At 71.3% G+C, this 23,818-nt stretch carries 19 protein-coding genes and 1 pseudogene; 10 read left to right on the top strand and 10 right to left on the bottom strand.

Annotation, left to right across the window (positions count from 1 at the left end):
• The first annotated feature begins 16 nt into the window (after nucleotides 1-16).
• Both ACFVXE_RS10035 and ACFVXE_RS10040 read left to right on the top strand, forming a co-directional pair.
• Complete coding sequence (locus ACFVXE_RS10035) at nucleotides 17-589, top strand: helix-turn-helix domain-containing protein (protein WP_389670551.1); 573 nt, start codon at nucleotides 17-19, stop codon at nucleotides 587-589.
• Between the two features lie 56 nt (nucleotides 590-645).
• Nucleotides 646-1,206, top strand: a complete 561-nt coding sequence (locus tag ACFVXE_RS10040; RefSeq protein ID WP_389670552.1) for a YbaK/EbsC family protein — start codon at nucleotides 646-648, stop codon at nucleotides 1,204-1,206.
• 97 nt (nucleotides 1,207-1,303) lie between these two features.
• On the opposite strand, the gene ACFVXE_RS10045 is transcribed toward ACFVXE_RS10040, so the two are convergent.
• On the bottom strand, nucleotides 1,304-2,137 hold the full coding sequence (locus ACFVXE_RS10045; RefSeq protein ID WP_389670553.1) for an aminoglycoside N(3)-acetyltransferase: 834 nt from the start codon (nucleotides 2,135-2,137) through the stop codon (nucleotides 1,304-1,306).
• 70 nt (nucleotides 2,138-2,207) lie between these two features.
• Nucleotides 2,208-2,660 carry a CoA-binding protein gene (locus tag ACFVXE_RS10050; RefSeq protein ID WP_389670554.1) on the bottom strand — a complete coding sequence of 151 codons (453 nt, stop codon included), beginning with the start codon at nucleotides 2,658-2,660 and terminating at the stop codon, nucleotides 2,208-2,210.
• Nucleotides 2,661-2,719: 59 nt separating this feature from the next.
• Between ACFVXE_RS10050 and ACFVXE_RS10055 the strand changes: the two genes are divergently transcribed.
• From ACFVXE_RS10055 to ACFVXE_RS10070, 4 genes are all read left to right on the top strand, one after another.
• Nucleotides 2,720-3,346, top strand: coding sequence for a YigZ family protein (locus tag ACFVXE_RS10055; RefSeq protein WP_389670555.1), 627 nt, complete (start codon nucleotides 2,720-2,722; stop codon nucleotides 3,344-3,346).
• 132 nt (nucleotides 3,347-3,478) lie between these two features.
• On the top strand, nucleotides 3,479-4,057 hold the full coding sequence (locus tag ACFVXE_RS10060; protein ID WP_389670556.1) for an O-methyltransferase: 579 nt from the start codon (nucleotides 3,479-3,481) through the stop codon (nucleotides 4,055-4,057).
• Between the two features lie 295 nt (nucleotides 4,058-4,352).
• The gene (locus ACFVXE_RS10065; protein ID WP_389670557.1) at nucleotides 4,353-5,519 is read left to right on the top strand and encodes an exonuclease SbcCD subunit D; all 1,167 of its coding nucleotides are present in this window, start codon (nucleotides 4,353-4,355) and stop codon (nucleotides 5,517-5,519) included.
• Nucleotides 5,516-8,584 (top strand): AAA family ATPase, encoded by a 3,069-nt coding sequence (locus tag ACFVXE_RS10070; protein WP_389670558.1) that lies wholly within the window; start codon nucleotides 5,516-5,518, stop codon nucleotides 8,582-8,584. Before ACFVXE_RS10065 ends, ACFVXE_RS10070 begins: the two co-directional genes overlap by 4 nt.
• On the opposite strand, the gene ACFVXE_RS10075 is transcribed toward ACFVXE_RS10070, so the two are convergent.
• The gene (locus tag ACFVXE_RS10075; protein ID WP_389670559.1) at nucleotides 8,574-9,020 is read right to left on the bottom strand and encodes an Lrp/AsnC family transcriptional regulator; all 447 of its coding nucleotides are present in this window, start codon (nucleotides 9,018-9,020) and stop codon (nucleotides 8,574-8,576) included. The two genes, ACFVXE_RS10070 and ACFVXE_RS10075, sit on opposite strands and share 11 nt — an antisense overlap.
• A gap of 94 nt (nucleotides 9,021-9,114) precedes the next feature.
• Here ACFVXE_RS10075 and ACFVXE_RS10080 point away from each other — a divergent pair, with 94 nt between their 5' ends.
• Both ACFVXE_RS10080 and ACFVXE_RS10085 read left to right on the top strand, forming a co-directional pair.
• Nucleotides 9,115-9,603, top strand: a complete 489-nt coding sequence (locus ACFVXE_RS10080) for a rhodanese-like domain-containing protein (RefSeq protein WP_389670560.1) — start codon at nucleotides 9,115-9,117, stop codon at nucleotides 9,601-9,603.
• Nucleotides 9,604-9,703: 100 nt separating this feature from the next.
• Complete coding sequence (locus tag ACFVXE_RS10085) at nucleotides 9,704-10,549, top strand: SDR family oxidoreductase (protein WP_389670561.1); 846 nt, start codon at nucleotides 9,704-9,706, stop codon at nucleotides 10,547-10,549.
• A 143-nt stretch (nucleotides 10,550-10,692) separates the two neighbouring features.
• Here ACFVXE_RS10085 and ACFVXE_RS10090 read toward each other — a convergent pair whose 3' ends face one another.
• Together ACFVXE_RS10090 and ACFVXE_RS10095 are read right to left on the bottom strand one after the other, a co-directional pair.
• Nucleotides 10,693-12,378 (bottom strand): DUF885 domain-containing protein, encoded by a 1,686-nt coding sequence (locus tag ACFVXE_RS10090; protein WP_389670562.1) that lies wholly within the window; start codon nucleotides 12,376-12,378, stop codon nucleotides 10,693-10,695.
• A 117-nt stretch (nucleotides 12,379-12,495) separates the two neighbouring features.
• On the bottom strand, nucleotides 12,496-13,005 hold the full coding sequence (locus tag ACFVXE_RS10095; RefSeq protein ID WP_389670563.1) for an Lrp/AsnC family transcriptional regulator: 510 nt from the start codon (nucleotides 13,003-13,005) through the stop codon (nucleotides 12,496-12,498).
• Between the two features lie 59 nt (nucleotides 13,006-13,064).
• Between ACFVXE_RS10095 and ACFVXE_RS10100 the strand changes: the two genes are divergently transcribed.
• Nucleotides 13,065-14,276 carry a trans-sulfuration enzyme family protein gene (locus tag ACFVXE_RS10100; RefSeq protein ID WP_389670564.1) on the top strand — a complete coding sequence of 404 codons (1,212 nt, stop codon included), beginning with the start codon at nucleotides 13,065-13,067 and terminating at the stop codon, nucleotides 14,274-14,276.
• On the opposite strand, the gene ACFVXE_RS10105 is transcribed toward ACFVXE_RS10100, so the two are convergent.
• From ACFVXE_RS10105 to ACFVXE_RS10125, 5 genes and pseudogenes are all read right to left on the bottom strand, one after another.
• On the bottom strand, nucleotides 14,212-15,636 hold the full coding sequence (locus ACFVXE_RS10105; RefSeq protein ID WP_389670649.1) for a GNAT family N-acetyltransferase: 1,425 nt from the start codon (nucleotides 15,634-15,636) through the stop codon (nucleotides 14,212-14,214). The two genes, ACFVXE_RS10100 and ACFVXE_RS10105, sit on opposite strands and share 65 nt — an antisense overlap.
• Before the next feature lie 213 nt (nucleotides 15,637-15,849).
• Nucleotides 15,850-18,525 carry a DUF6493 family protein gene (locus tag ACFVXE_RS10110; protein WP_389670565.1) on the bottom strand — a complete coding sequence of 892 codons (2,676 nt, stop codon included), beginning with the start codon at nucleotides 18,523-18,525 and terminating at the stop codon, nucleotides 15,850-15,852.
• Nucleotides 18,522-19,898, bottom strand: a complete 1,377-nt coding sequence (locus tag ACFVXE_RS10115) for an SWIM zinc finger family protein (protein WP_389670566.1) — start codon at nucleotides 19,896-19,898, stop codon at nucleotides 18,522-18,524. Before ACFVXE_RS10115 ends, ACFVXE_RS10110 begins: the two co-directional genes overlap by 4 nt.
• A gap of 271 nt (nucleotides 19,899-20,169) precedes the next feature.
• Nucleotides 20,170-21,750: an alkaline phosphatase D family protein gene (locus ACFVXE_RS10120; protein WP_389670567.1), complete on the bottom strand. Its 1,581-nt coding sequence runs from the start codon at nucleotides 21,748-21,750 to the stop codon at nucleotides 20,170-20,172.
• 145 nt (nucleotides 21,751-21,895) lie between these two features.
• Nucleotides 21,896-22,724 (bottom strand): annotated as a pseudogene (locus ACFVXE_RS10125) (alpha/beta fold hydrolase).
• A 170-nt stretch (nucleotides 22,725-22,894) separates the two neighbouring features.
• On the opposite strand from ACFVXE_RS10125, the gene ACFVXE_RS10130 reads away from it, so the two are divergent.
• The gene (locus tag ACFVXE_RS10130) at nucleotides 22,895-23,779 is read left to right on the top strand and encodes an RNA polymerase sigma-70 factor (RefSeq protein WP_389670568.1); all 885 of its coding nucleotides are present in this window, start codon (nucleotides 22,895-22,897) and stop codon (nucleotides 23,777-23,779) included.
• The last annotated feature ends 39 nt before the right edge of the window (nucleotides 23,780-23,818 follow it).

The raw sequence follows: 23,818 nt of genomic DNA on the forward strand, positions 1-23,818 counted from the left end.
GAATATTGGACGGAATGTGTCTGACCTCGACCAGCTCACGCAGTCGCTCGCGCGCAACCTCAAGCGTTGGCGCGGCGAACGCGGCTTCACCCTGGACGCTCTCGCCGCCCGGGCCGGAGTCAGCCGCGGCATGATCATCCAGATCGAGCAGGCGCGGACGAACCCGAGCGTCGGCACCACCGTCAAGCTCGCCGACGCGCTGGGCGTCAGCATCACCACCCTGCTCGACTACGAGCAGGGCACCCACGTCCGGCTGGTGCCGCAGAGCCAGGCTGTGCGCATGTGGTCCACCGAGGCCGGCAGCTCCACCACCCTGCTCGTCGGTACGGAGGCCAGGGGGCCGCTCGAACTCTGGTCCTGGCACCTGATGCCCGGCGACAGCAGTTCCTCCGACCCGCATCCGGAAGGCACCGTCGAACTGCTCCACGTCACCGCGGGCGTACTCACCCTGGTCGTCGACGGCGAGGCGCATTCCGTACCCACAGGCACCTCGGCCGTCTTCGAGGCGCACCACCCGCACACCTACCGCAACGACGGCTCCGAACCCGCCGAACTCACCATGGCGGTATCCATCCCGCCGGCACGCTGAGTTCACCGGTTGAGACGGCCGGCGGCGCCCACCCGCAGGCTGTTAACTTGACGCGCATGCGCGCACCCATCGGCACCTTCGAGGACGCGGCCCCCGCCGTCGACCGCCTCGACCTCCTCGTCCCGCCGGTCGCCCGGGCCGTGAGCAAGGGGTGGGGCGACGTCCCCACCGACCGGATCCTCCACGTCGACACGGATCCGGCCATCGCGGACACGGCGGTCTTCGTCGAACACCACGGCGCCGAACTCCTCGACACCTCGGCCAACTGCGTCGTGGTGGCGGGCAAGCGGGGCGGCGATGTCACGCTGGCCGCGTGCGTGGTCCTCTCCCGCACCCGTGTCGACGTGAACGGAGTGGTCCGCAAGCACCTCGGCGTCCGCAAGGTGTCGTTCGCCCCGATGGACACGGCGGTCGGCGAGACCGGTATGGAGTACGGAGGCGTCACCCCGATCGGCCTCCCGGCGGCCTGGCCGCTGCTGCTCGATCCCGCGGTGGTGGACGAGGAATGGGTACTGATCGGCAGCGGCAGCCGCCGCGGCAAACTGATCGTCCCGGGCAAGGCACTCGCGTCACTGCCGCACGCGGTACTCGTCGAGGGGCTCGGCGTCGAGGTGTGAGGGGCCGCGCGCGGCCCCTCGGAACGACGCAGTGCCGAGATGGCGGGAGCGCGGCCGGCTGTCGGGGAACGGAGGCCCCGGCCTGCCGACGGCCGGGTCAGGGCCGCGTCCCCCGCAGGGACGGAAGCCGGCGGGCCGCGAAGTCCACCGCGTCGGTGAAGCGGAAGAGTCTGGCCGTCGCCGAGCCCACCGTTCCGGTGCGTACCGCCGTGCCGTCGTCCGTGCGTTCGAACTCCGCCCCGAGCGTGGCGAAGTCGCTGTCGTCCAGGGCCACGTCCTCGTACTCCCACCAATGGCGGTTCCCGCGAGTGGTCACCACGCAGCGGTAGGTGCGGTGCGGCGGGGACGGGACGCGGTATTCGCCGAGATGGAACGCGGTGCAGGAGTCGAAACCGGTGCCGAGCAACAGCACTTGCGCCTGCACGTCGTACAGGCCGCGCAGCGGGGAATCCTCGCCGAGGTGGCAGTCGGGGCGGTGGTGCCCGACCAGTTTCCCGGCGAGTGGGCCCAGGGCTGCGAACGAGGTCTGGGGGTGGGCGCTGCGTACTGCCCCCGGCGTCAGCCGTACGGCTTCGGCGATGCGGCCCATCGAAGGGGCGGGCGATGTGGCCGGGTCGAACGGTGGCATGCTCGCGCGGACGGCTTCCCGGGCGTGGACGCCGAGGCCGCGGACCCGGTTGCGGTAGTGCGGGGAGGTGTCGGAGTTCTCCGGTGTGAAGGCCGGGACGATCAGGGTGCCGTCCTCGCCGAGCCCGTCCCGCAGCGCACCGGCCACCGCCCCGGCCCCGCCTACGACCGTCCCCATCGCACGCATCGACGCGTGGACCATGAGGACGCCGTTCCGCTCCACGCCGAGGTCCGACAGCTGATCTGCCAGCCGGTCCCGGTGGTGGGGAACGCTCAAGACGCAGGACGCACTGGTGAGACTCACAGCAGGTCATTCTCCCAGCCGGGCTGTACGTGTGATACCCCGCACATTCGGCCGAGGGATGAAGCGTCGCTCATCGGTCCAGAAGGGGTATTTCGATCGCCGGGCAGTGGTTCATCACCATGTCGAGGCCGGCCGCCCGGGTGCGTTCGTACGCAGCCTCGTCGATCACTCCGAGCTGGAACCAGACCGCCTTCGCGCCGATCGTCACGGCCTCGTCCGCGACGGCACCGGCGAGTCCGCTGTTGACGAAGACGTCCACGACATCGACCGGGAACGGAATGTCGGCCAGCGAGGCGTAGCCCTGCTCACCGTGCACCCGCTCCGCCTTGGGATGCACCGGGACCACGCGCTTGCCGAAGCTCTGAAGGACCGCGGCCACGCCGTAGGCCGCGCGCGACTCGTTGTCGGACAGCCCCACCACCGCCCAGGTAGGGCCCGTGTCGAGGAGGATCCGGCGGATCGTCCCGGCGTCCGCGCCTCGGTCCGAGCCTGCGTGTCCGTCTGCTTCTGCGTCTGCGTACATGATCGGGACAACGGGCAGCGGGCGCGGACCATTCCCGCGCCTGCGCATAGGGTGGCCGGATGCAGGAGCAGTACCGGACGGTCGCCCGAGCGGGCGTGCACGAGACCGAGATCAACCGATCGCGCTTCATCTGCGCGCTCGCCCCCGCCGCCACCGAACAGGAGGCGCAGGAATTCGTCGCACGCATCCGCAGGGAGCACCCGGCCGCCAGCCACAACTGCTTCGCGTACGTGATCGGTGCCGACGCCTCCGTGCAGAAGGCCAGCGACGACGGGGAGCCCGGTGGCACCGCGGGCGTCCCCATGCTGCAGATGCTGATGCGCCGCGAGATGCGGTACGTCGCCGCGGTCGTCACCCGCTACTACGGCGGGGTGAAGCTGGGTGCCGGAGGACTGATCCGGGCGTACGGAGGAGTGGTCGGGGAAGCACTCGACGCGCTCGGCACGGTCACCCGGCAGCGGTTCCGGCTCGCCACGATCACCGTCGACCATCAGCGTGCGGGAAAACTGCAGAACGACCTGCGCGCGACCGGCCGGGCCGTGCGCGAGGTCCGGTACACGGAGGCGGTGGTCATCGAGATCGGGCTGCCGGACGCCGACATCGAGGGCTTCCGGGGCTGGCTGGCCGATGCGACGGCGGGCGAGGCGGTGCTGAGGCTGGGCGGCGAGGCGTACGGGGACGCCTGAGCCCCCGTCCGCCCGGACGGGGCGTCGGGCGGTCGGGGAAAGCGGTTGGGGGAGGTCGCAACCGCCCTTAGCCTTGCGACAGTTGATCGCCGTAGGGGATTGCGCCCTACCCGAGCCTCCAGGGGCCGTCAGATGAGAACAGAGCCGTGGTCCGCCGACATCGAGGTCCTGGCGTCGATCACCGCATCCTGTGCCCGGGTGGGGTTCGAGCTGTCGTGCGAACCGCACACCGGGGCTCTCCTGCGGACGCTCGCGGCGGCCAAGCCCGGTGGCCGCGTCCTGGAGCTGGGCACCGGTGCCGGAATGTCAGCCGCCTGGCTGCTCGCCGGAATGACCGCGGACAGCACCCTGCTCACCGTGGAGAGCGAAGCGGCCCTCGTGCGGATCGCCGAGGAGCACCACGGGGACGACCCACGGGTGCGGATCGTGCACGACGACGCGGGCGCGCTGCTCGACCGGATCGCGGGCGAGCGGTTCGACCTGATCTTCGCCGACACCTGGGTGGGCAAGTTCGAGCGGCTCGACGAGGCCCTGGAGCTCCTGGCCCCTGGGGCGCTGTACGTGGTGGACGACCTGCTGCCGCAGGCCACCTGGCCGGACGGGCACGCGACAGAGGCGGACGCCCTGCTGGACCGGCTGCTGGCCGATGCCCGGCTGGTGCCGACCCCGCTGCACTGGTCGTCGGGACTGCTCGTCGCGGCGAGGGTCTGAGCTCCGGGAGCGTCGACGTACCACCTCACCCGCGGTGGTCCGGCGGCCGCGCCCGGTATCGGAGCGTGCGGTCCTGTCGCCTGAACACGTCCGGGGCGACAGGTCTTGTCGGCCGAACACGTCCGAGGCGGTGGGCGGCGATGGGACACTGGGGACGGTGCGAAACCAGTGCCGTGCGGGAACAGGGGCGTTCCGGCGTTAGCGTGGTGGGTGCCGGCCGGGCGGTCCGGTGCCGGTCGCGGCGGGTACGGGCGCTGGGTGCGAAGGAAGAAGACATGCAGGTCGGAGCCAGGTCTTGAGGATTCTCCACACGTCGGACTGGCACCTGGGGCGGTCGTTCCACCGGGTCTCCCTGCTGGAGGCGCAGGGCGCTTACCTCGATCATCTGGTGGCGACCGTCCGTGAGCGCGAGGTCGACGCCGTCGTCGTCGCGGGTGATGTGTACGACAGGGCGGTGCCGCCGCTTCCCGCGGTCGAGCTCTTCGACCGGGCGCTGCACCGGCTCGCCGCCGCCGGTGTGCCCACGGTGATGATCTCCGGGAACCATGATTCGGCCCGCAGGCTCGGTGTCGGCGCCGGTCTGATCGGCCGGGCCGGCATCCATCTGCGTACCGACCCGGCGGAGTGCGCCACCCCCGTCGTCCTGCACGACGATCATGGCGACGTGGCCTTCTACGGGCTGCCCTACCTGGAACCGGCCCTCGTCAAGGACGTGTTCAAGGCGGATCGGGCCGGACACGAGGCGGTGCTCACCGCCGCCATGGACCGGGTCCGCGCCGACCTCGCGACCCGGCCGGGATCGACCCGGTCCGTGGTGCTCGCCCACGCCTTCGTCGCTGGCGGCGAACCCAGCGACAGCGAGCGCGACATCACCATCGGCGGTGTGGCCGCCGTCCCCGCCGGAGTCTTCGACGGCGTCGACTACACGGCCCTCGGTCATCTGCACGGCTGCCAGGCCGTCACCGAACGGGTGCGCTACTCCGGCTCCCCTCTCGCCTACTCCTTCTCCGAGGCCGCTCACCGCAAGACCATGTGGCTGATCGACATCGGAGCCTCGGGAACGATCACCGCGGAGCGTGTCGACTGCCCGGTACCCCGCCCGCTCGTACGGCTCCGCGGCCGCCTCGACACGCTCCTCGAAGACCCCGCGTCGACGCCGCACGAGGAGGCATGGGTGGAGGCGACCCTCACCGACCCGGTCCGTCCGGACGAGCCGATGGCCCGTCTGCTCCAGAGGTTCCCGCACACACTCAGCCTGGTCTTCGAGCCCGAACGGGCCCCGGAGGACCCGCTCGCCTCGTACGCACAGCGCCTCAGAGGACGCGACGACCAGCAGATCGCGGAGGACTTCGTGGCGCATGTCCGGGGCGGGAACGGCGCGGACGACCGGGAGCGTACGGTTCTGCGCGGCGCCTTCGACCACGTGCGGGTGGACGACGGCGCGCGTGAGGTGAACCGTTGAGACTTCACCGGCTCGTCCTCACCGCTTTCGGCCCTTTCGGTGCCACTCAGGAAGTCGACTTCGACGCTCTCTCCGCTGCCGGGCTCTTCCTGCTGCACGGGCCCACCGGAGCGGGGAAGACCTCCGTCCTCGACGCCGTCTGCTACGCGCTGTACGGCGCGGTGCCCGGAGCCCGGCAGAGCCCCGGCACCTCCCTGCGCAGCGACCACGCCCCGGCCGGCCTCCCCACCGAGGTCCGGCTGGAGCTGACCGTGGGCGGCAGGCGCCTGGAGATCACCCGGCGCCCTGCCCAGCTCCGCCCCAAGAAGAAGGGCGACGGCTTCACCACCGAGAAGGCCCAGAGCTGGCTGCGCGAGCACGGCCCCGAGGACGGCTGGCGGGCGCTGAGTCGCTCGCACCAGGAAATCGGTGAGGAGATCACCCAGCTCATCGGCATGAGCCGGGACCAGTTCTGCCAGGTGGTCCTGCTGCCGCAGGGCGACTTCGCGCGCTTTCTGCGTGCCGACGCCGAGGCCCGCGGCAAACTGCTCGGCCGACTCTTCGACACGCGTCGCTTCGCGGCCGTCGAGGAACGCCTCACGGAGTTGCGCCGTACCGCCGAGACGCGGGTCAAGGAGGGCGACGAACGGATCCTCGGGATCGCCCAGCGGATCGCCCAGGCCGCCGGACCCGCCGCCGAAGAGGTGCCACTTCCGGACGCCAGGCCCGGCGAACCGGGGCTCGCCGACGCCGTACTGGAGTGGGCCGCGGTGGCCCGCAGCGGCGCCCGCGAACGGCTCGCCATTGCCGAGACAGTACTGTCCGCGGCCGAGAGCCGGCAGGTTTTCGCCCGGCAGGAGCTCGACGCCGAGCGCGAACTCGCCAGGCTTCAGCAGCGGTACGAGGAGACGCGCCGCCGCGCCGCCGACCTCGAACTCCGCCGCCCCGACCGGGACCGCCACCACGAGCTGCTGCGACGCGCCCGCAAAGCGGATCTCGTCGCCCCCGCGCTCGAACTGCGCGACGAGGCGGAGCGCGCTCACCGGGCAGCCGCGGCGACCCGTGAGCACGCCCTTGCGCAGCTCCCCGGGACCCTTGCCGACGCCGGTGCGGAGCAGCTGGCGACTGTGGAGCGCAGGCTCCGGCAGGAGCTCGGCGCCCTGTCGGCCGCGCAACGCGCCGAGCGGCGCAGTGCGGAGATCGACACCGAGCGGGCCGGACTGGAGCGCCAGGCCCGGGCCGACGAGGAGACGATCCGGGAAGCGGACGCCTGGCTTGCGGGATGGGATGCCGCCCGCCGCGGGATGCAGGAACGCATCGAGGAAGCACAGGAGTCCGCGACCCGCGCCGAACAGCTGGCGGGGCGGCTGGAGCCGGCCCGGCGACGCCTGGACGCGGCCCGGCGACGTGACACGCTCGCGGTGGAGGAGGCGGACGCGGCGGACCGGCTCACCGCCGCCCGTGAGCGCGCGCTCGGCGCGCACGAGGGGTGGCTGCACCTGCGTGAACAGCGGCTGCGCGGCATCGCCGCCGAACTCGCGGCGGAGCTGGTCGACGGCGAGGCGTGCAAGGTCTGCGGGTCGGACGACCACCCGGAGCCCGCCCGCCCGGGGGACGGGCATGTCGACCGGGCCACCGAGGAGAGGGCCCTCGACGCGTACCGACGGGCCGAACAGGGTCGCACGGAGGCGGACCGGGAGCTCGGGATCGTAAGGGAGAAGCACGCGGCGGCGCGTGCGGCGGCGCTGCCCGCCGACGGTGACGTCCCGCGCGGTGCGGTTTCCGGCGTCGACGGGCCGACGGGCGCCGAGCCCACCGCTGTCGAACTCGAAGCCCTTGTCGACCGGTTGGCGGCCGAGCATGCTCGGGCGCATCGGGCCGCCGCCGGTATGCATGCCGCTCGTGAGGCTCTCGCGGCCGCCGAACGCGAGCAGTCGGGGCGGCTCGAAGCACGGCAACGGGCCGAGCGCCGCGCCGCTGCCCGGACCTCCCTGCGGGAAGGGCTCGATCGTGAACAGACGGCACTGGAAACCGATTTGGTGACCGCACGCGGGGAATCCGGCAGCGTCGCCGAGCACGCCGCCCTGCTGGAGCGCCGGGTCGCCCTGCTCGCCGACGCCACCGAGGCGGTGCGTGCCGAGGAGGCGGCGGCGCAGCGCGGCAAGGAGGCCGACGACCGACTCGCGGACGCCGCGTTCCGGGCCGGGTTCGACACCCCGCAGGCTGCCGCGGCGACACTGGTATCCGACGCCGAGCAGCGTGAGCTCCAGCACCGGATCGACGGCTGGCAGACCGAGGCCGCTGCCGTCGCCGAACGACTGGCCGAGGCCGACAGCCATGCGGCCGCCACGCGTCCGCAGGCGGACCCGGCCACCGCGCAGTCCGCGTACGAGGCGGCCGAGCGGCAGGTGCGCGACGGATCGGCCACGCTGGCCGCCACCCGTGAACGCTGCGCCGAACTGGGCCGGCTCTCGCACCGTGCGGCGGACGAAGTGCGCAGGCTGGGGCCGCTGCGCGAGGAGTACGACCGGGTGGCCGGGCTGGCCGGGCTCACCGCCGGTACCTCGGCGGACAACGAACGGAAGATGCGGCTGGAGTCGTATGTGCTCGCCGCCCGGCTCGAACAGGTCGCGGCCGCGGCCACCGCACGGCTGCAGCGGATGTCGTCGGGCCGCTACACGCTGGTGCACTCCGACGCCCGCGCGGGAGGGCGCAGGTCCGGTCTCGGGCTGCACGTGGTCGACTCCTGGACCGGCCGGGAGCGTGACACGGCGACGCTCTCCGGCGGCGAGACGTTCTTCGCCTCGCTCGCCCTGGCGCTCGGCCTCGCCGACGTCGTGACGGACGAGGCGGGCGGCGTACGGCTGGACACGCTCTTCATCGACGAGGGATTCGGCAGCCTCGACGACCAGACCCTGGACGAGGTCCTCGACGTGCTGGACTCGCTGCGCGAACGGGACCGGAGCGTCGGCATCGTCAGCCACGTCGGCGATCTGCGTCGCCGTATCCCTGCCCAGCTCGAAGTGGTCAAGGAACGGCACGGGTCGGCGGTGCGGCACCACGCGACCGGCGGGATCAGCGGCTGACGGCCCGCCGGGGGAGCGGCGAGGAGTAGACGACGCTGGTGGTGACGGAGCCCAGCGCGCCTATCTTCCCCGAGACCTGCTCGAGGTGGCCCATCGAGCGGGCGGTGACCTTCAGTACGAAGCAGTCGTCGCCGGTGACATGGTGGGCCTCCACGATCTCCGGCGTGGTCTCCAGGAGATCGTGGAACGGCTTGTAGTTGCCGTTCGGGTAGCGCAGCCGCACGAGGGCCAGGATCGGCAGGCCCAGCCGCTCCGGGTCCACCACCGCGGCGTAACCGCTGATGACGCCCGCCTCCTCCAAGCGGCGCACCCGCTCGGTCACCGCACTCGGGGACATCGCCACGGCTCGGGCCAGCTCCGCGTAGCTCGCCCGCCCGTCGCGCTGGAGGACATCGAGGATGCGCCAGTCGGTGGCGTCCGGGGAATAGTCGGTCACACCCGAGAGACAACAGGGGAATCCCTGGCGGATCAAGGTTTGTGGCGGGGATCTCTTCTTCCTGCGCGGGAGCGCGGATCATAGATTTCTGGTCATGACCACCCAGCGCACCGTATCCGCCGCCAACCCCGTCCTCCGCGTCGCGCCGGTCTCTCCGGCCGCAGCCGCCGCGTATTTCGGCGCCTCGCTCGCCTTCCACGCCGATGTCTCGGACGTCGCAGCCGCACTCGCGGCCGACGGCGACCCGGGCTTCGTCGTCCTCGACTCCCGGTCCACCGCCTCCTGGGACCAGGGACACGTCCCCGGTGCCGTCCACCTGCCCACGGCGCTCATCGCCGAACAGGCCCGGAACCTTCTCGACCCGGACGTGCCGGTGGTCACCTACTGCTGGGGTCCCGGCTGCAACGGCGCCGCCCGCGCCGCGCTGGCCCTCGCCGAACTCGGCTATCAGGTCAAGGAGATGCTCGGTGGATTCGAGTACTGGGCGCGCGAGGGCTTCGAGTTCGAGACCTGGGAGGGACGCGAGCGACGCACGGCCGACCCGCTCACCGCCCCGGCCGCCTACGGCGACTGCGGCTGCTGAACGGCGGGTACGACCGTGCGGCGCGTCCTCCGTCGCCGCCGGTCGCCGCGCGAGATATGCGGGTGACAGGAGCTGCGGCTCTGCGCCAGGATGCATGGCCATGCCCCAACTTCCCCACCCGACAGCCGATGCACTCCGCCGCGACCCGTTGCCGCTCCGCGGCCGTACCGCGCTGGTCACCGGCGCGAGCCGGCGCGGCGGCATCGGGTACGCGGTCGCCCGTCGGCTCGCCGCCTACGGCGCGAGCATCTATCTGCACCATCACGTCCCGCACGACGCGGCGCAGCCCTGGGGAGCCGACGAGCCGGACGCCGTGGCGGCAGGAGTACGGGACGTGCTCGGCGACCCCTCGGCCGTCGTCGGGCACGGACCCGGCGACCTGGCCGATCCGCGGACGCCGGCCACGCTGATGGCCACCGCGGCGAAGGAGCTCGGCGGCCGGATCGACATCCTGGTCGCGAACCATGCGCTCAGCGGTTCCGACGGCACGCTCGACGCGATCGACGCGGAGATGCTCGACGCCCACTGGTCGGTCAACACCCGCTCGGTGATCCTCCTGGCACAGGAGTACGCCCGGCTGCGGACCACGTTGCCGGGCCGTACGCCCGGCGGCCGGATCGTGATGATGACATCGGGGCAGGACACCGGTTCGGGCATGCCGGGCCAGTTCGCGTACGCCCTCTCGAAGGGCGCCCTGGCCTCGGTGACCCGGTCCCTCGCCACCGCGGTCGGCGACATCGGCGTCACGGTCAACACGGTCCATCCGGGGCCCGTGGACACCGACTACCTGACCGGTGAGCCCTACGCGGCCGTCGCCGCGATGTTCCCCGCGGGCCGGTGGGGCATGCCGGACGATCCGGCCCGGCTGATCTCCTGGCTGGCGACCGACGAGGCGGAGTGGATCACCGGGCAGGTCATCGACTCAGAGGGCGGCTTCAGGCGCTGAGACCTGGCCGGTCGCCGACCGGGACCGGCCAGGTGAGGCGGACGGCTCACGGGGGAGTCCGCGGCCCGGACGGTCAACGGGACGGACACCGGGCCCCGGTGGTGAACCGGGCCCGGCCGCCGTCCCGTTGCCTGCCGCCGGGATCAGAGCCTGGACAGCTCTTCGACCAGGTCGTCCAGACCCAGCGGACCCTGCGACAGGGCCGCCATGTGCCAGGCCTTGGCGTCGAACGCGTCGCCGTGCGCCCGGCGGGCGTTCTCCCGGCCCAGCAGCCAGGCGCGCTCGCCCAGCTTGTAGCCGATCGCCTGCCCCGGCATGGACAGGTAGCGGGTCAGTTCGCTCTCCACGAAGTCCGCCGGCCGGCCGCTGTGGTTGCCGAAGAACTCCTGCGCCAGCTCGGGAGTCCACCGCTCGCCGGGGTGGAAGGGGGAGTCCGCGGGGATCTCCATCTCGGCGTGCATGCCGATGTCCACGATCACCCGGCAGGCGCGCATCATCTGGGCGTCGAGGTAGCCGAGCCGGCGCTCGGGGTCGGGCAGGAAGCCCAGCTCGTCCATCAGCCGCTCCGCGTACAGCGCCCAACCCTCGGCATTGGCGCTGACCATGCCGATCGTCGCCTGGTAACGGGAGAGGCTATCGGCGACGTGGGCCCACTGGGCGATCTGCAGGTGGTGGCCGGGGACACCCTCGTGGTACCAGGTGGAGACCAGGTCGTACACCGGGAAACGGGTCTCGCCCATGGTGGGGAGCCAGGTGCGGCCGGGGCGCGAGAAGTCCTCGGAGGGGCCGGTGTAGTACGGAGCCGCCGCGCCGCCCGGAGGAGCGATGCGGGACTCCACCCTCCGCACCCGCTCGGCGAGTTCGAAGTGCGTACCGTCGAGGGCCTCGATCGCCTCGTCCATCAGCCCCTGCAGCCAGGCCTGGACCTCGTCGACCCCCTCGATGTGCTTGCCGTGCACATCCAGGTGGGCCAGCGCTTCCCAGGGGCCGGCCCCCGGGAGCACCTTCTCCGCCTCGCTCCTCATCTCGCCGAGCAGTCGGTGGTACTCGGACCAGCCGTAGGCGTACGCCTCGTCGAGATCCAGGTCGGTGCCGTTGAAGTAACGCGACCAGCGGGCGTACCGCTCGCGGCCCACGGTGTCGGGTGCGTCCTCGACGGCGGGGGCGTACACGTCGCGCATCCAGTCGCGCAGTGCCGCCGCGGACTCGGTGGCCTGACGGGCGGCGTCGTCCAGATCGGTGCGCAGCGAGTCCGGGCCGGGGGCGACGAAGTCCTGGAAGAACCCCGTTCCGCTCTCCCCGATCCATTCGTTCAGCTGGCCGATGAAAGTGGTGGTGGCGCGCGGACCGCCGTACAGCTTCCGCTCCAGGCCGAGCGCGAGCGAGGCGCGGTACCCCTCCAGGGACTGAGGAACGGCGCGCAGCCGCTCCACGACCGCCGCCCAGTCCTCGTCGGTGTCGGTCGGGGTCACGGTCAGCACCTCACGGATGCTGTGCGCAGGGGAGTGCAGGTTGGAGACGGCGCGCAGGCTCTCGTCGGCCTCGTGGACAGCGAGTTCCGCGTTCAGCCGCTCGCGCAGCAGGCGCCCGCAGCGACGCTCTGCATCGCTGTCCGCGCCCGGCAGCTGCTCGGCGGCGTCGAGTTTCACCAAGGTGGTGCGGGCAAGCTCGGCAAGAGCTTCCTGCCCGGCGGGGGAGAAGTCGGGAAGACGGCGCGAGCATTCCGGGACACCGAGATAGGTGCCCGAGATCGGGTCGAGTTCGATGAACGCGTCGACGTATGCATCGGCGACCTGGCGTGGCAGCGCGCTGTTCGAAGTGTCTGGCATGCGGACATCCTCGTACGACCAGGGGGTCCGCGTCACTATCGATATATCTCGGGGACCTGTCGCACTCCGCCCCGGTCGGCGCTTCGGCGTCGTTCTCAGCCAACCGTCCGGAACCGGTCATCCGCTCTCCGCGGTCCGTCCGTGGGCCGCGGAGAGCGACGGTGGCAGCAGTGGCCCGCACTCCCATTGCTGGAATATCAGCCGCGTCTCCACCCGGGCCACCTCGCGGCGCGAGGTGAATTCGTCGATCACCAGGCGCTGCAGATCCGCGGTGTCGGCGACGGCGACATGGACCAGATAGTCGTCCGGGCCGGTCAGATGGAAGAGCGCACGGGACTCCGGCAACGCCCTGATCCGTTCGACGAACGGGCCGATGAGTTCCCTGCGGTGCGGGCGCACCTGCACCATGAGCAGTGCCTCCAGACCGCGGCCGAGCAGAGCCGGGTCGAGTCGCAGCCGGTGGCCGAGAATCACGCCCGAGCGGCGCAGCCGGGTCACCCGGTCCAGACAGGTCGACGGGGCGACCCCCACCTCGGCGGCGAGCTCGCGGTAGGTGGTCCGGGCATCGTTCTGCAACAGCCGCAGAATATGCAGATCCACCGGATCCAGAACGACGGAATCGGCCATGTTCCGAACGTAGCACGGGCTTTTGACGCCGAAGACCGGGATCTGTTCAGAGTGATGACATGGACACCGAAGCCTTGATGGGCGACTCGACGACCCCCCGGCCCAGAGCGCTGGCCACAGAGGCCGTGCACGCCGGACGCGACGACCTTGCCGGTCTCGGCCTGCACGCCGTACCGATCGATCTGTCCACCACCTATCCCTCGTACGACTCCAGGGGAGAGGCGGAACGGATCGACAGCTTTGCCGCCACCGGCGCCAGGCCCGACGGTCCGCCCGTCTACGGGCGGCTCGACAACCCGACCACGGCACGCTTCGAGACGGCTCTGGCCCGTCTGGAGGGAACCGAGAGCGCCGTCTCCTTCGCCACCGGAATGGCGGCGCTCACCGCCGTCCTGCTGGTCCGCGCGAGCATGGGGCTGCGTCATGTCGTCGCCGTCCGCCCGCTCTACGGCTGCAGCGACCATCTCCTCGGCGCCGGGCTGCTGGGCACCGAGGTCACCTGGACCGATCCGGCCGGCATCGCGGAGGCGATCCGTCCGGACACCGGTCTGGTGATGGTCGAGACACCCGCCAACCCGACACTCGCCGAGGTCGACATCCAGGCACTCGCGTACTCCTGCGGCTCCGTGCCGCTGCTCGTCGACAGCACCTTCGCCACGCCGGTTCTTCAGCGCCCGGTCGAGGACGGGGCCCGGATCGTCCTGCACAGCGCCACCAAGTACCTCGGCGGACACGGAGATGTGATGGGGGGCGTCGTCGCCTGCGACGAGGAATTCGCCGCCCGGCTGCGTCAGGTGCGCTTCGCGACCGGCGGGGTGCTGCACCCGATGGCCGGATATCTGCTGCTGCGAGGGCTCTCCACGCTGCCGGTACGGGTACGGGCCGCTTCCGCGAGCGCAGCCGAACTGACCCGCCGGCTGACCGCCGACCCCCGCATCGCCCGGGTGCACTACCCGAAGGTCGGCGGGGCGATGGTCTCCTTCGAGGTGTACGGGGACCCGCACCGCGTGATCTCCGCCGTCCGGCTCATCACGCCCGCGGTCAGCCTCGGAAGTGTGGACACGCTGATCCAGCATCCGGCCTCCATCAGCCACCGCATCGTGGATGAGGGAGACCGGCGGGCCGCCGGGGTCGGGGACCGGTTGCTGCGCATGTCGGTCGGCCTGGAGGACGTCGAGGACCTGTGGGCCGACCTGTGTCAGGCGCTCAGTGACCGGCCTGCTCGTACGGCGGCAGGGAACGTACCGGAGTCGCGTCCAGCCGGGCGGTGATGACGAGCGTGCCTTCCTCGATCTGGTAGTCGAGGGGCAGCGACAGGGCTCGCATGGCGGCGACCATGCCGGTGTTGGACGCCTGGGTGACCGCGTAGACGCTTTCGCAGCCCGCTTCGATGGCGAGCGCCACCAGACGGCGCAGCAGCTCCGAACCGATCCCGCGGCGCTGCCAGTCGTCCTCGACGAGGAGGGCGACCTCGGTCTCGTCGCCGTCCCAGAGCAGATGTCCGAGCGCGACCATGCGGCCGGACGCCGTCTGGACGGTCAGGGTGCGGCCGAACCGGGGGCTCAGCAGGTGGTCCAGGTAGCGGTCGGCGTCACGGACCGGACCGTGGTAGCGCAGCCGCAGCGTCTGCTCGGAGCAGCGGTCGTGCATGGCGCGAGCCGCGGCCAGGTCGTTGCTGTCCGCCCTGCGCACCGTGATCTCGTTGCCCTCGGGGAGCGTGAGTACGTGCTCGCTGCGCGGGACGCGGGGGCCGAGCCGGGCGTCGAGCTCGACCAGGGCGCGGGCCCGGGCGAATTCGGTCGGGGTGAAAGGCAGGTACGGCCGCTCGACGGTGATCGTTCCGCCGGACGGGTCACGCAGCCGCATGGCGGTCTCCTCCAGCACGCCTTCGACGGGTGCGGTCCCGCCCGTCGCCCGACCGGTGACCGAAACGGCAGGGAGCGAGTGAATGGTGCAACGGCCGAGCAACTGCCTGAGAGCCAGGGGAAGTTCGGCTGCGTCCAGAGCGGTGCGGGTGGCCAGGCCCAGGACACGCGTCGGGGCGTCCACCAGATCGTGCGTGTCGGCCCGTTCGATCCAGGTGGAACTGCCGCCCGCTGCCGAGATCGCCCGGCTCAGCTGCTGCACCTGCAGCTGCGCGGGTGCGCGCAGCAGGAACTCGTCGACCGTGCCCTGTGCCAGTGGGTGCGTCTGCAGGGTCAGGATGTCGATCCGATGCCGGGCGAGCGCGATGCACAGGGCGGCCAGGCTGCCGGGGGCGTCCCGGACGGTGGTGCGCATACGCCACAGCACCGTGTCCTCGCCGGGCAGGGCCGGAGCGCCCGCCGCGGTGGCGCCCGGTGCGGCGACCGAGGGGTGGGACGGGTCCACCGGCTGGGACAGGTCCCCGTCGTGGGTGCCGGCGGTGCTCGGGGGCGGGGCGTGGCTGTGCTTCCTTGCCCACCAGGTGTGGAACGCGGCCGTTGCCGTGAGGGCGACGGCCGAGGCGATCAGCAGATACGGCCCGTCAGGCTGGTGTCCGATCAGGTTGGCGATCGCGTCGGCCACCGCGACCGCGGTGAACAGGGCGGCCAGCTCGATCAGGTCCCGCCGCCAGTGGTGGGGGCGGCGGGCACTCTTCGCGGATGTCACGTCAGTCATGAGTTCACTGTGACCGAACGGTGTTGCCTGACCACGAACGCCTTGTGACTGATGGGTTAAGTATGGATCTAGTCCGTAATCAACCACTTTCGACGGGTTGAAGTCGCGCGGATTGCGGTCACCGCGCTGTCTGCCATGGTTCCGGGTGGGCCGGGGCGGGGGCACGGTTGGCCACCGCGGGTTACGCCGGGATGTCGCCCGCCGTCACCTCACCCCTTGCTCCCAGGCCGCTTTCAGCCGCACCGCATGGCGGACCAGCTGCGACGAACCACCACGTGCGGCAGTCGTGGCGAGCCCGGCTATCGGCCCGGAACGCACCGCACCGCAGCGTTCGGTGCACTCGGCGGCTACGGACAGCAGGTCGCCCAGCCCGCGGGGAGATCCTTCGTACGCCAACAGCGGAGGCAGCGCGGCCACCAGCACGGTAAGCACCGTCCGGTACGCGCCGGTCGCGGCGGCGGTACGAGCGGACTCCGCCAGACGGTTGGGCTTCACCAGGTCACGGTCGATGAGGCTTGCCAGCTCCCGGCCGAGCAGCTCCGCGTCCAGCCTGCCCTGCGACGCGAGGAACAGCAGGGCGTCGACCGCCGACAACCGGTCCTCCGGATGCCGGGCTCCGAGCCCGTACGCCACGGCCAGATGAATGGCCTCGCCGGCCGGGCCGCCGAGTTCGACGAGCCCTGGCAATGGCCAGGCCGCGCCCCGTAGCTCCCCGGTCGCGCACGCGGTGACAGCGGGCAGCGTCCAGGCGGCCAGCGCCTCGCCGTCCTCGGGCAGCGTGGCGAGCCAGGTCCCGGGCTCAGGGCCCCAGTGGTAGCAGCGGCGTCCGTCCGGGAAGTGTGGGCGCCCCAGCCAGTGGAAGGAACGCGGGAACTCCATCTGGATGACCGGACTTTCCGCGGTGGCCAGCAGGACGCGTCGGCTCCCGGCAGCCGGTCGTCGCGACCAGTCGTGGGCCGACGGCTGGTCGCTCTCCGGACGACGTCGCCGCACGGGCACGACCGGTCCGGGGGAGCCCAGCCAGGCAGCCAGCCGGTCACCCTGCGCAGTGCCGAGCCGACCCGCTGCCTCCGCCACCCGTGCTGCCTCACATGTGGTGCCGCGCCGCACGCGCAGCAGTGCCTGCGCGAAGTCGGCGTCCCCGGGTTCGGCCCCGATCCGCTGGTAGTCGCGCAGTCGCTCGACCAGCACCGTCGGGTCCAGCGAGCCGGTGTGCCACGTCGGGGTGGCCAGCAGGAACGGTGACCGACCCGTCAGCACCGACCAGGCCGCTTCCCACAGCCGGGCCCGGAGCACTCCGTCGAGTGCGGCGTGGACACAGGTGGAGGTCTCGGTCCAGCCGGCCCGCCCGTCGTGAACCGCCTGCGCCGAGACCCGTCCGAGCAGAACGGCCACGACGAGTTCGATGCCCGCGTCGGGGCCGAGCGTCCGCTCGGCATGGGGCGACGCGTCATCGAGCCACCACCGGCCCGCGAGGGCTTCGCGCAGCGCACCCGCCAACGCCGGACGGTCCGTATGGGCACGGCGGACCAGACCGTCCAGGGCCCGCTCGAAAGCGGTGAGCTCCCGCGACCCGGACCGCACCAGTGCCACCACTTCCTCGACGAGCTCGGCGATCGTCTCCGGCGCAGGTTCGAGCCGGCGCGGGGAAGGAACCGGCGGCAACATCTCCTCGTACGGCTCTTCGGGTGACCGGGCAAGGAGACGATCACCGAACACCTCGGCCGCCGCTGCCCGGTGTGCCGGCCCCAGCAGCGCGGCGGATATGGCGAGTTCCTCGAGCAACGGGTCGCCGGTCGGGGGCGCGTACCGAGCCACCAGCTTCAGCGCCTGCTCCTGGATCCCGATGTCTTCATGGCCGAATGCCTCGGCGACGACCGGCAGCAGCTCCTCGGCCGCCGTCGCATCACGACGCAGCGCCTTGCCGAGCTGCACGAGCTGGGCCCGGACCAGCTTCTTCTCGGGTCGGAACAGCACCGGACCCGAGACGTCCGCCAGCCGGCGCACCGTCAGGAAACCGCGCTCGTGGAGCCGGGCGAGCACCCCCTGGGCATGGCCCGCGACCGTCGCCGTCCGGTCCGCGGCCATGCCGGCCCAGTCGGCGACCCGCTCCTCTTCCTCCTGCTCCGTCAGCGCGAGCCGGCGCAGCACTGCGAGGAAGAAGCGCAGATCACCGGGCTTTCCGCCACGGAGCAACCGGGACACGCAGCTGGTGACGAGTGCGGGTCGGTCCAGCAGCCCCTCGTCCGTCAACGCGGCGAGTACGGCCGGCCAGTTGTCCGGGGATCGGGCATCCGCCTCCCCGTACCAGATCACCTGCGGAGGCAGTTCCACCACCTCGAAAAGCCGGGGCACCATGGTGGTGAGGTGTGGATCGGCGCGCAGAGTGTCGATCAGAGGCTGTGGTCTCCTCTGCCGCCACTGCGTGGTCGAAACCGTCTCCGCCCATCCGACGACGAATCCCTCCGCGGTGGGTACGGGGCACCGGGCCCTCTTCACCAGCTCGGCGACGAACGGGTGGTCGATCCGTGTGGCCGTCGGGCGGCCCGCCAGCCGATGGGCGAGGTCACCGAGCCACTCCGGATCACGGTCCGCCAGAGCTTCCAGGACCAGCGGATACGGGGATCGTGTCCACTCACGCAGCTCCCGCCCGCCGAGCCAGGAGGCGCAGCCCGCTGCGCCGGTGTGGCAGCCCGCGCCCGCGATCAGCAGTGCCTTCTGGATCTTCTCCCGTTCTCGCCATCCCCAGCTCCGTGCCTCCTTGCGGAGCACCTTCAACTCCGTCAGTGCCGTGCGGCGTTCCGCCCGGCCGAGCCGCAGGAGCAGCGCGGGAACGTCCTCCTTGCGCCCCTCCAGTACCGCCGTGAGGAGTTCCTTCACCGCACACCTCCGGCAACGGCCGATGCCCCTTGGCGGACCATTCGGACGGCCAGCGCGTGCTTGCACGGGCCTCGCCGTCCCCGGTGGTCCGCCCACCACTGGCAGGTGCAGCTGAGAACCCCATCCTTCTCCCGAACCCGGTAGCCATGTTCTCCGGAAGCCACCGAGACCGATTCCCCGTCGATTGCGACGGCTCCCGAGCCGGCCAGTTGCCGGGCGGCGACCAGGCGTGGGTTGTGCCGCTCCACGCGGTCGGACTCGTACGGCAGCTCCCGGTGGAAGTACGCCGCGTCGGCGAGGTCGTATCCCACCCGGCCCGCCGTGCCCAGCCGGGTGAGCGCGGCCCGTACGCGGTCCGCCGTCAGCCCCGACTGCTCGGCCAGGCCGGCCGGGTCGATCCGCGGTTCCCAGGCGAGCAGGACGGAGACCAGCTCGGCGTCGGCCGCCGCGGTGTCGGTGGCCAGCGCCTCGAGTACGCCACCCTCGCCGGAGAACCCGCGCGAGGCGTCGGGCGACAGTGTCAAGGTGAGCCGCATGCCGGGCAGGACCACCTCCCAGGCACTCGCGGACACGGCGCCGTCGGCCACCGGCCCGTACACCCGCAACGCCGAGGCGTCGCGCAGCACCCGCTGCAGCGACACCAGCCGCTCGGGCCCCGGCAGGCACACCGCGCCGGCCACCGGCCGTGTGGTCGGCCGCAGGACCCTTCCGGCGGGAACGACCCACCGCGCGCCCCGCGACGCGTTCCCCGACGAGCGCGGCAGCGCACGCAGGAACCGGACCGCCTCCACCGCGGACAGCTCCGCCCGAAGATCGAAACCGGCGGAGACCACCTGCGCCTCGGCGAATCCGCGCAGCCAACGGTCCGGCAGCGGCACCTTCTTCTCCACGACCGGGCCGTCCAGTGTGGTGACCGCCATCTCCTCCGGCCCGACCCTCAGGTGCAGCGGATCATCCCCGGTCATCCGCGAAAGTGCCTCCCGCAGCGGATTGTTGACATCCACATTCGTCGTGCCATGACCCGTCTCCGCGCCGCCCAGACCGTCCTGCAGCACGTCGAGTCGCGCATACACGCCGCAGCAGCCGGAGAACGACTCGAAGCGCAGTCGGTCGCCGTTCCCCGTCACCACGGGGTCGAGGGACGAGGGCAACGCCCGCTGGTGGTAGCGCGCTGACGCCACGTCCGCCACGGCCAGAAGACCGCGCGCGGCGATCCTCGGCGAAGCGAGGAAGCCGGCGAAGAACCGCGGATGGGGCTCCGCACCCCGCGGTGTCAGGCCACCGGCGGTCTCCAGGCCGAGCAACTGCCCGGCCTGGGACGACGCCAGGGCGGAAGGGCGGGAGTAGGCCAAAGCCTGTACGGATCGGGTCATGTAAAAACCGTAGAACCCACCACTGACAATGGGCCCCCGGAACGTCGTCCGGGAGCCCGTCAGCGCTGAGCTCTTGCAGGGTGGTCACTGAGCGGGTGGCGGAGCCGGATCCGTGAACGTCAGGGCGCCCCTGCCCCGGCCGACCTCCACGCCCGCCCGCGGCAGCCCGAATCGAATGGCGTCAACAGTCGACATCGCCCTCTCTCTCGGGCTGATGCCCTGATCCCTCGGGCTGATGCCCTGAGAAGAGTTCACCGCTTCCGAAGCCGGTTCACTGTCCTACCCGCCCGGGCTGCAGGACCTTGGTGAACAGCACCGAACCGCCCTGGGCCCGAAGCCGCACCGTCAACTCCCCGCTGCCGCCGTCGATGTCGACCTCGCCGAAGAACTGCGGCGACTCCATCGGTGAGACGTTCGCCCGGTCGGGCGCCCGCACGAAGACCTGATCGGGGCCGAAGGTGCTGTCCAGCGCGTTGGCGGGGAATCCACCGGCCGCCAGCGGTCCCGACACGAACTCCCAGAACGGTGCGAAGTCCTTGAACGCCGCACGCTCGGGGGCGTAGTGCTGCGCCGACGTGTAGTGCACGTCGGCGGTCAGCCAGAGAGTGCCCGTGATCCGGTGGTGCTTGATGAATCGCAGCAGTTCGGCGATTTGCAGTTCACGGCCGAGCGGGGCACCGGGATCGCCCTGCGCCACCGCCTCGAAGTCCGTCGCACCATCCGTGACGACCAGTCCCAGCGGCATGTCCGCTGCGATCACCTTCCACACCGCGCTGGACCGCGACAGCTCGCGCTCGAGCCATCGGAGCTGCTCGGCGCCGAGGATGCCCGTGGTGTCGTCGGGCTGCCGTCCGGGTGAGTTGGCGTTGCGGAACGACCGCATGTCGAGAACGAACACGTCGAGCAGCGGACCGTGCCGCACCACGCGGTGCACCCTGCCGTCGCCGGACGACTCGTGCAGGGTGGACACCGGGAAGTACTCGCGGAACGCCCGCATCGAGTGCGCTGCCAGAACATCGACGTTCTTCTCGGTGTAGCGGGCGTCGTCCAGGATCTGTCCGGGATACCAGTTGTTGCGCACCTCGTGGTCGTCCCACTGAATGATCGAGGGCACCTGGGCGTTGAACCGCTTCAGGTTGTCGTCGAGCAGGTTGTAGCGGAAGTTCCCGCGGTACTCGGCGAGCGTCTCGGCGACCTTCGCCTTCTCCTCGGTGGTGATGTTGCGCCAGATCCTGCCGTCGGGAAGCGTCACGCTCGGCTCGATCACACCGTCCGCGTAGATGTTGTCACCACTGCAGAGGAAGAAGTCCGGGTCGAGGCGGCGCATCTCGTCGTACACCCGGTAGCCGCCGATGTCCGGATTGATGCCCCAGCCCTGCCCCGCGATGTCGCCGGACCACAGGAATCGCACCCCGTCCCTGCGCCGGGCGGGCGCCGTACGGAAGGTGCCGTACACGGGCTCCCCGGTGCGGCGCGGATCGTCCGGGTCCGCGAGCGTCACCCGGTAGTGCACCTGCTCGCCCGCCGGGAGACCGTACAGCGGCGTCGTCCCGGTGAAATCGGTCCCGGCCCCGACCAGCGGTCCGTGCCAGGTGCGGGACCGGCGGAAGGACTCGGTCGCCGATGTCTCGACGATCATCCGGGCAGGGCGGTCCGAACGCACCCACACCAGGGCGGACGACGCCGTGACATCACCCACCTGCACGCCCCAGCCCGCACGCGGACGGCCGGACAGGGCGAAGGCGGGGGCCGCCGTTACCGCCACGGGGAGCGAGAGCGCGGCCGCGGCGGCGAGTGAACCACCCAGGACGGTACGGCGGTCGGGCGAGGGGATGCGCGAACGGTATGACATCGAGATGCCTCCGGGACGGCGGGACTGAGGTGCTGTGGGTCGGCCGTGCCCCACTTTTGTGCCCCTCGACGGCGGGCGGACCAACCCCGGATGAACACTGCTCCCACGTATGCGCAGGCGCCCAGGCAGTCGCCGCTCGCCCGGCTCAGCGACTCGTGTCGAGGATGACCCGCGCCACGAGTGCCGGATCGTCACTCATCGGCACATGTCCGCAACCGGGCAGACGCACCAGCCGTGCGCCGGGGATGGTGTGTTTGGCCCTGATTCCCTGCCGGCGCAGCAACAGACGGTCGCGGCTGCCCCAGGCGATGGTCACGGGCAGCCCCGGCACATCACCGGTGAACGAGACGTTCCGCCCGAGGGCGAGCGTTTCGCGGAAACCGGTCGCCTCGCGCAGGGCGACGGTCTCCGAGACGACCGCTTCGGGCGCACGCCGGCCGGGCCGTGCGTAGATGGTGCTGGTCAGCGCGGCACGTCCGGCCGCACTGCGCGAGAGCCGCTCGATCAACGGCATGGGCAGGGCCAGGGCGCCCTGCCGCATCGCCCGAAGCGTTCCGAACGCGTACAGCCGTTCACTACGGGTCCAGAATCCCGCGGGTGACAGTGCGGTCACCGACCGTACGAGCTTCTCGCGCCCCAGCTCCAGTGCCAACAGCCCGCCGAGGGAGTTCCCCGCGACATGCGGCCGGTCCAGGCCGAGCTCCGCACAGAGCGCCCCCAACACCGGAACCACGCTTTCCAGGTCGTACGGAACGCCGTCCGGCGGCCGGGGAGACGCCGAAGCCGGGCAGGTCCACGACCGTCACGTCCCGTTCAGACGCCAGCAGGGGCAGCACCGGATCCCAGGCCTGTCGGTGATGGCCGATGCCGTGGAGCAGCAGCAGCGGTTCACCTGAACCGGTCCGCTCGTACGCCACGGACACCGTCCGCGGCCCTCGGGTTGAATCGACGCTGAACGAGACCGTGGTGGCCATGCTGCTGCTCCCGGATGTGTCCGGCAGGGACCGGCCGTGCCCGAAGGGTCCGTGTCGGAGAGGATTTAGACGGCTCGTCAATAACAATTACCCATCAGTAGCTTGTAGTTCAAGAGGGGAGGACGTAATTCCCGCTGGACGTGGCGGTGTGTGTCGGCTGGGATGGGGCGGTGAATGCCGATGCCGTGACCCACGCCTTCGAAGAACACCGATCCGTGCTCACCGGGGTCGCCTACCGCATGCTCGGACGGATCGCCGACGCGGAGGACGTGGTCCAGGAGGCGTGGCTGCGCTGGTCCTCCGCGTCACGGGAGGACGTGCGGGAGCCGGGTGCCTTCCTCGTGCGGATCACCACGCGCCTCGCCGTCGACCGGTTGCGGCAACTGAGGGTGCGACGCGAGGCGTACGTGGGGCCGTGGCTGCCCGAACCCTTCGTCACCGACTACGGGCCCGCCGTTCCCGACACGGCCGAGCAGGCCGTTCTGGCCGACTCCGTGTCGGTTGCCGTCATGGTCGTGCTCGAATCGCTCTCTCCGCTGGAGCGCGCCGTCTTCGTCCTGCGCGAGGCGTTCGGCTTCCCGTACGAAGAGATCGCCGCCACGCTCGACCGCACCGAGCCCGCGGTACGCCGGCTTGCCGGACGCGCGCGGCGGCACGTGGAGGAACGCAAACCTCGGTACGACGTCGACCCGGCCCGGCGCCGTGACCTTACGGAACGGTTTCTCGCCGCGGCTGCGGGTGGTGACATCGAGGCGCTGCTGAGCCTCCTCGCCTCGGATGTGCGGCTGGTGGGCGACAGCGGCGGAAAGACCAAGGCGCCGCTGCGGATCATCGAGAGCCGGGACAAGGTCGGCCGGTTCCTCTTCGCTGTCGCCCAAGGGCAGGGTGCGAAGTTCGAAATCCGGTTCGTGGAGGTCAACGGCGGCCCCGCCGCGCTGGTGCTTTCGGACGGAGAGCCGGATTCCGTATTTCAGCTCGACGTCAAGGACGACGCGATTCAGTGCGTATATATCGTCCGCAATCCTGACAAGTTGTCGGGGCTGGCTGTCGTGTAGCCGGCCGGGGGCAACGCCCGCCCCGCCGCAGTGTTCCGA

The sequence above is a fragment of the Streptomyces sp. NPDC058231 genome, from assembly GCF_042882275.1.
Taxonomy (GTDB): Bacteria; Actinomycetota; Actinomycetes; order Streptomycetales; family Streptomycetaceae; genus Streptomyces.

Excerpts from the sequence above, each read along its gene's own strand:
- ACFVXE_RS10095 (WP_389670563.1), bottom strand. The coding sequence starts at position 13,005 with ATGGCCGATTCCGTCGTTCTGGATCCGGTGGATCTGCATATTCTGCGG.
- ACFVXE_RS10040 (WP_389670552.1), top strand. The coding sequence starts at position 646 with ATGCGCGCACCCATCGGCACCTTCGAGGACGCGGCCCCCGCCGTCGAC.
- ACFVXE_RS10080 (WP_389670560.1), top strand. The coding sequence starts at position 9,115 with ATGACCACCCAGCGCACCGTATCCGCCGCCAACCCCGTCCTCCGCGTC.
- ACFVXE_RS10100 (WP_389670564.1), top strand. The coding sequence starts at position 13,065 with ATGGACACCGAAGCCTTGATGGGCGACTCGACGACCCCCCGGCCCAGA.
- ACFVXE_RS10050 (WP_389670554.1), bottom strand. The coding sequence starts at position 2,660 with ATGTACGCAGACGCAGAAGCAGACGGACACGCAGGCTCGGACCGAGGC.
- ACFVXE_RS10115 (WP_389670566.1), bottom strand. The coding sequence starts at position 19,898 with ATGACCCGATCCGTACAGGCTTTGGCCTACTCCCGCCCTTCCGCCCTG.
- ACFVXE_RS10060 (WP_389670556.1), top strand. The coding sequence starts at position 3,479 with ATGAGAACAGAGCCGTGGTCCGCCGACATCGAGGTCCTGGCGTCGATC.
- ACFVXE_RS10085 (WP_389670561.1), top strand. The coding sequence starts at position 9,704 with ATGCCCCAACTTCCCCACCCGACAGCCGATGCACTCCGCCGCGACCCG.
- ACFVXE_RS10090 (WP_389670562.1), bottom strand. The coding sequence starts at position 12,378 with ATGCCAGACACTTCGAACAGCGCGCTGCCACGCCAGGTCGCCGATGCA.
- ACFVXE_RS10120 (WP_389670567.1), bottom strand. The coding sequence starts at position 21,750 with ATGTCATACCGTTCGCGCATCCCCTCGCCCGACCGCCGTACCGTCCTG.
- ACFVXE_RS10055 (WP_389670555.1), top strand. The coding sequence starts at position 2,720 with ATGCAGGAGCAGTACCGGACGGTCGCCCGAGCGGGCGTGCACGAGACC.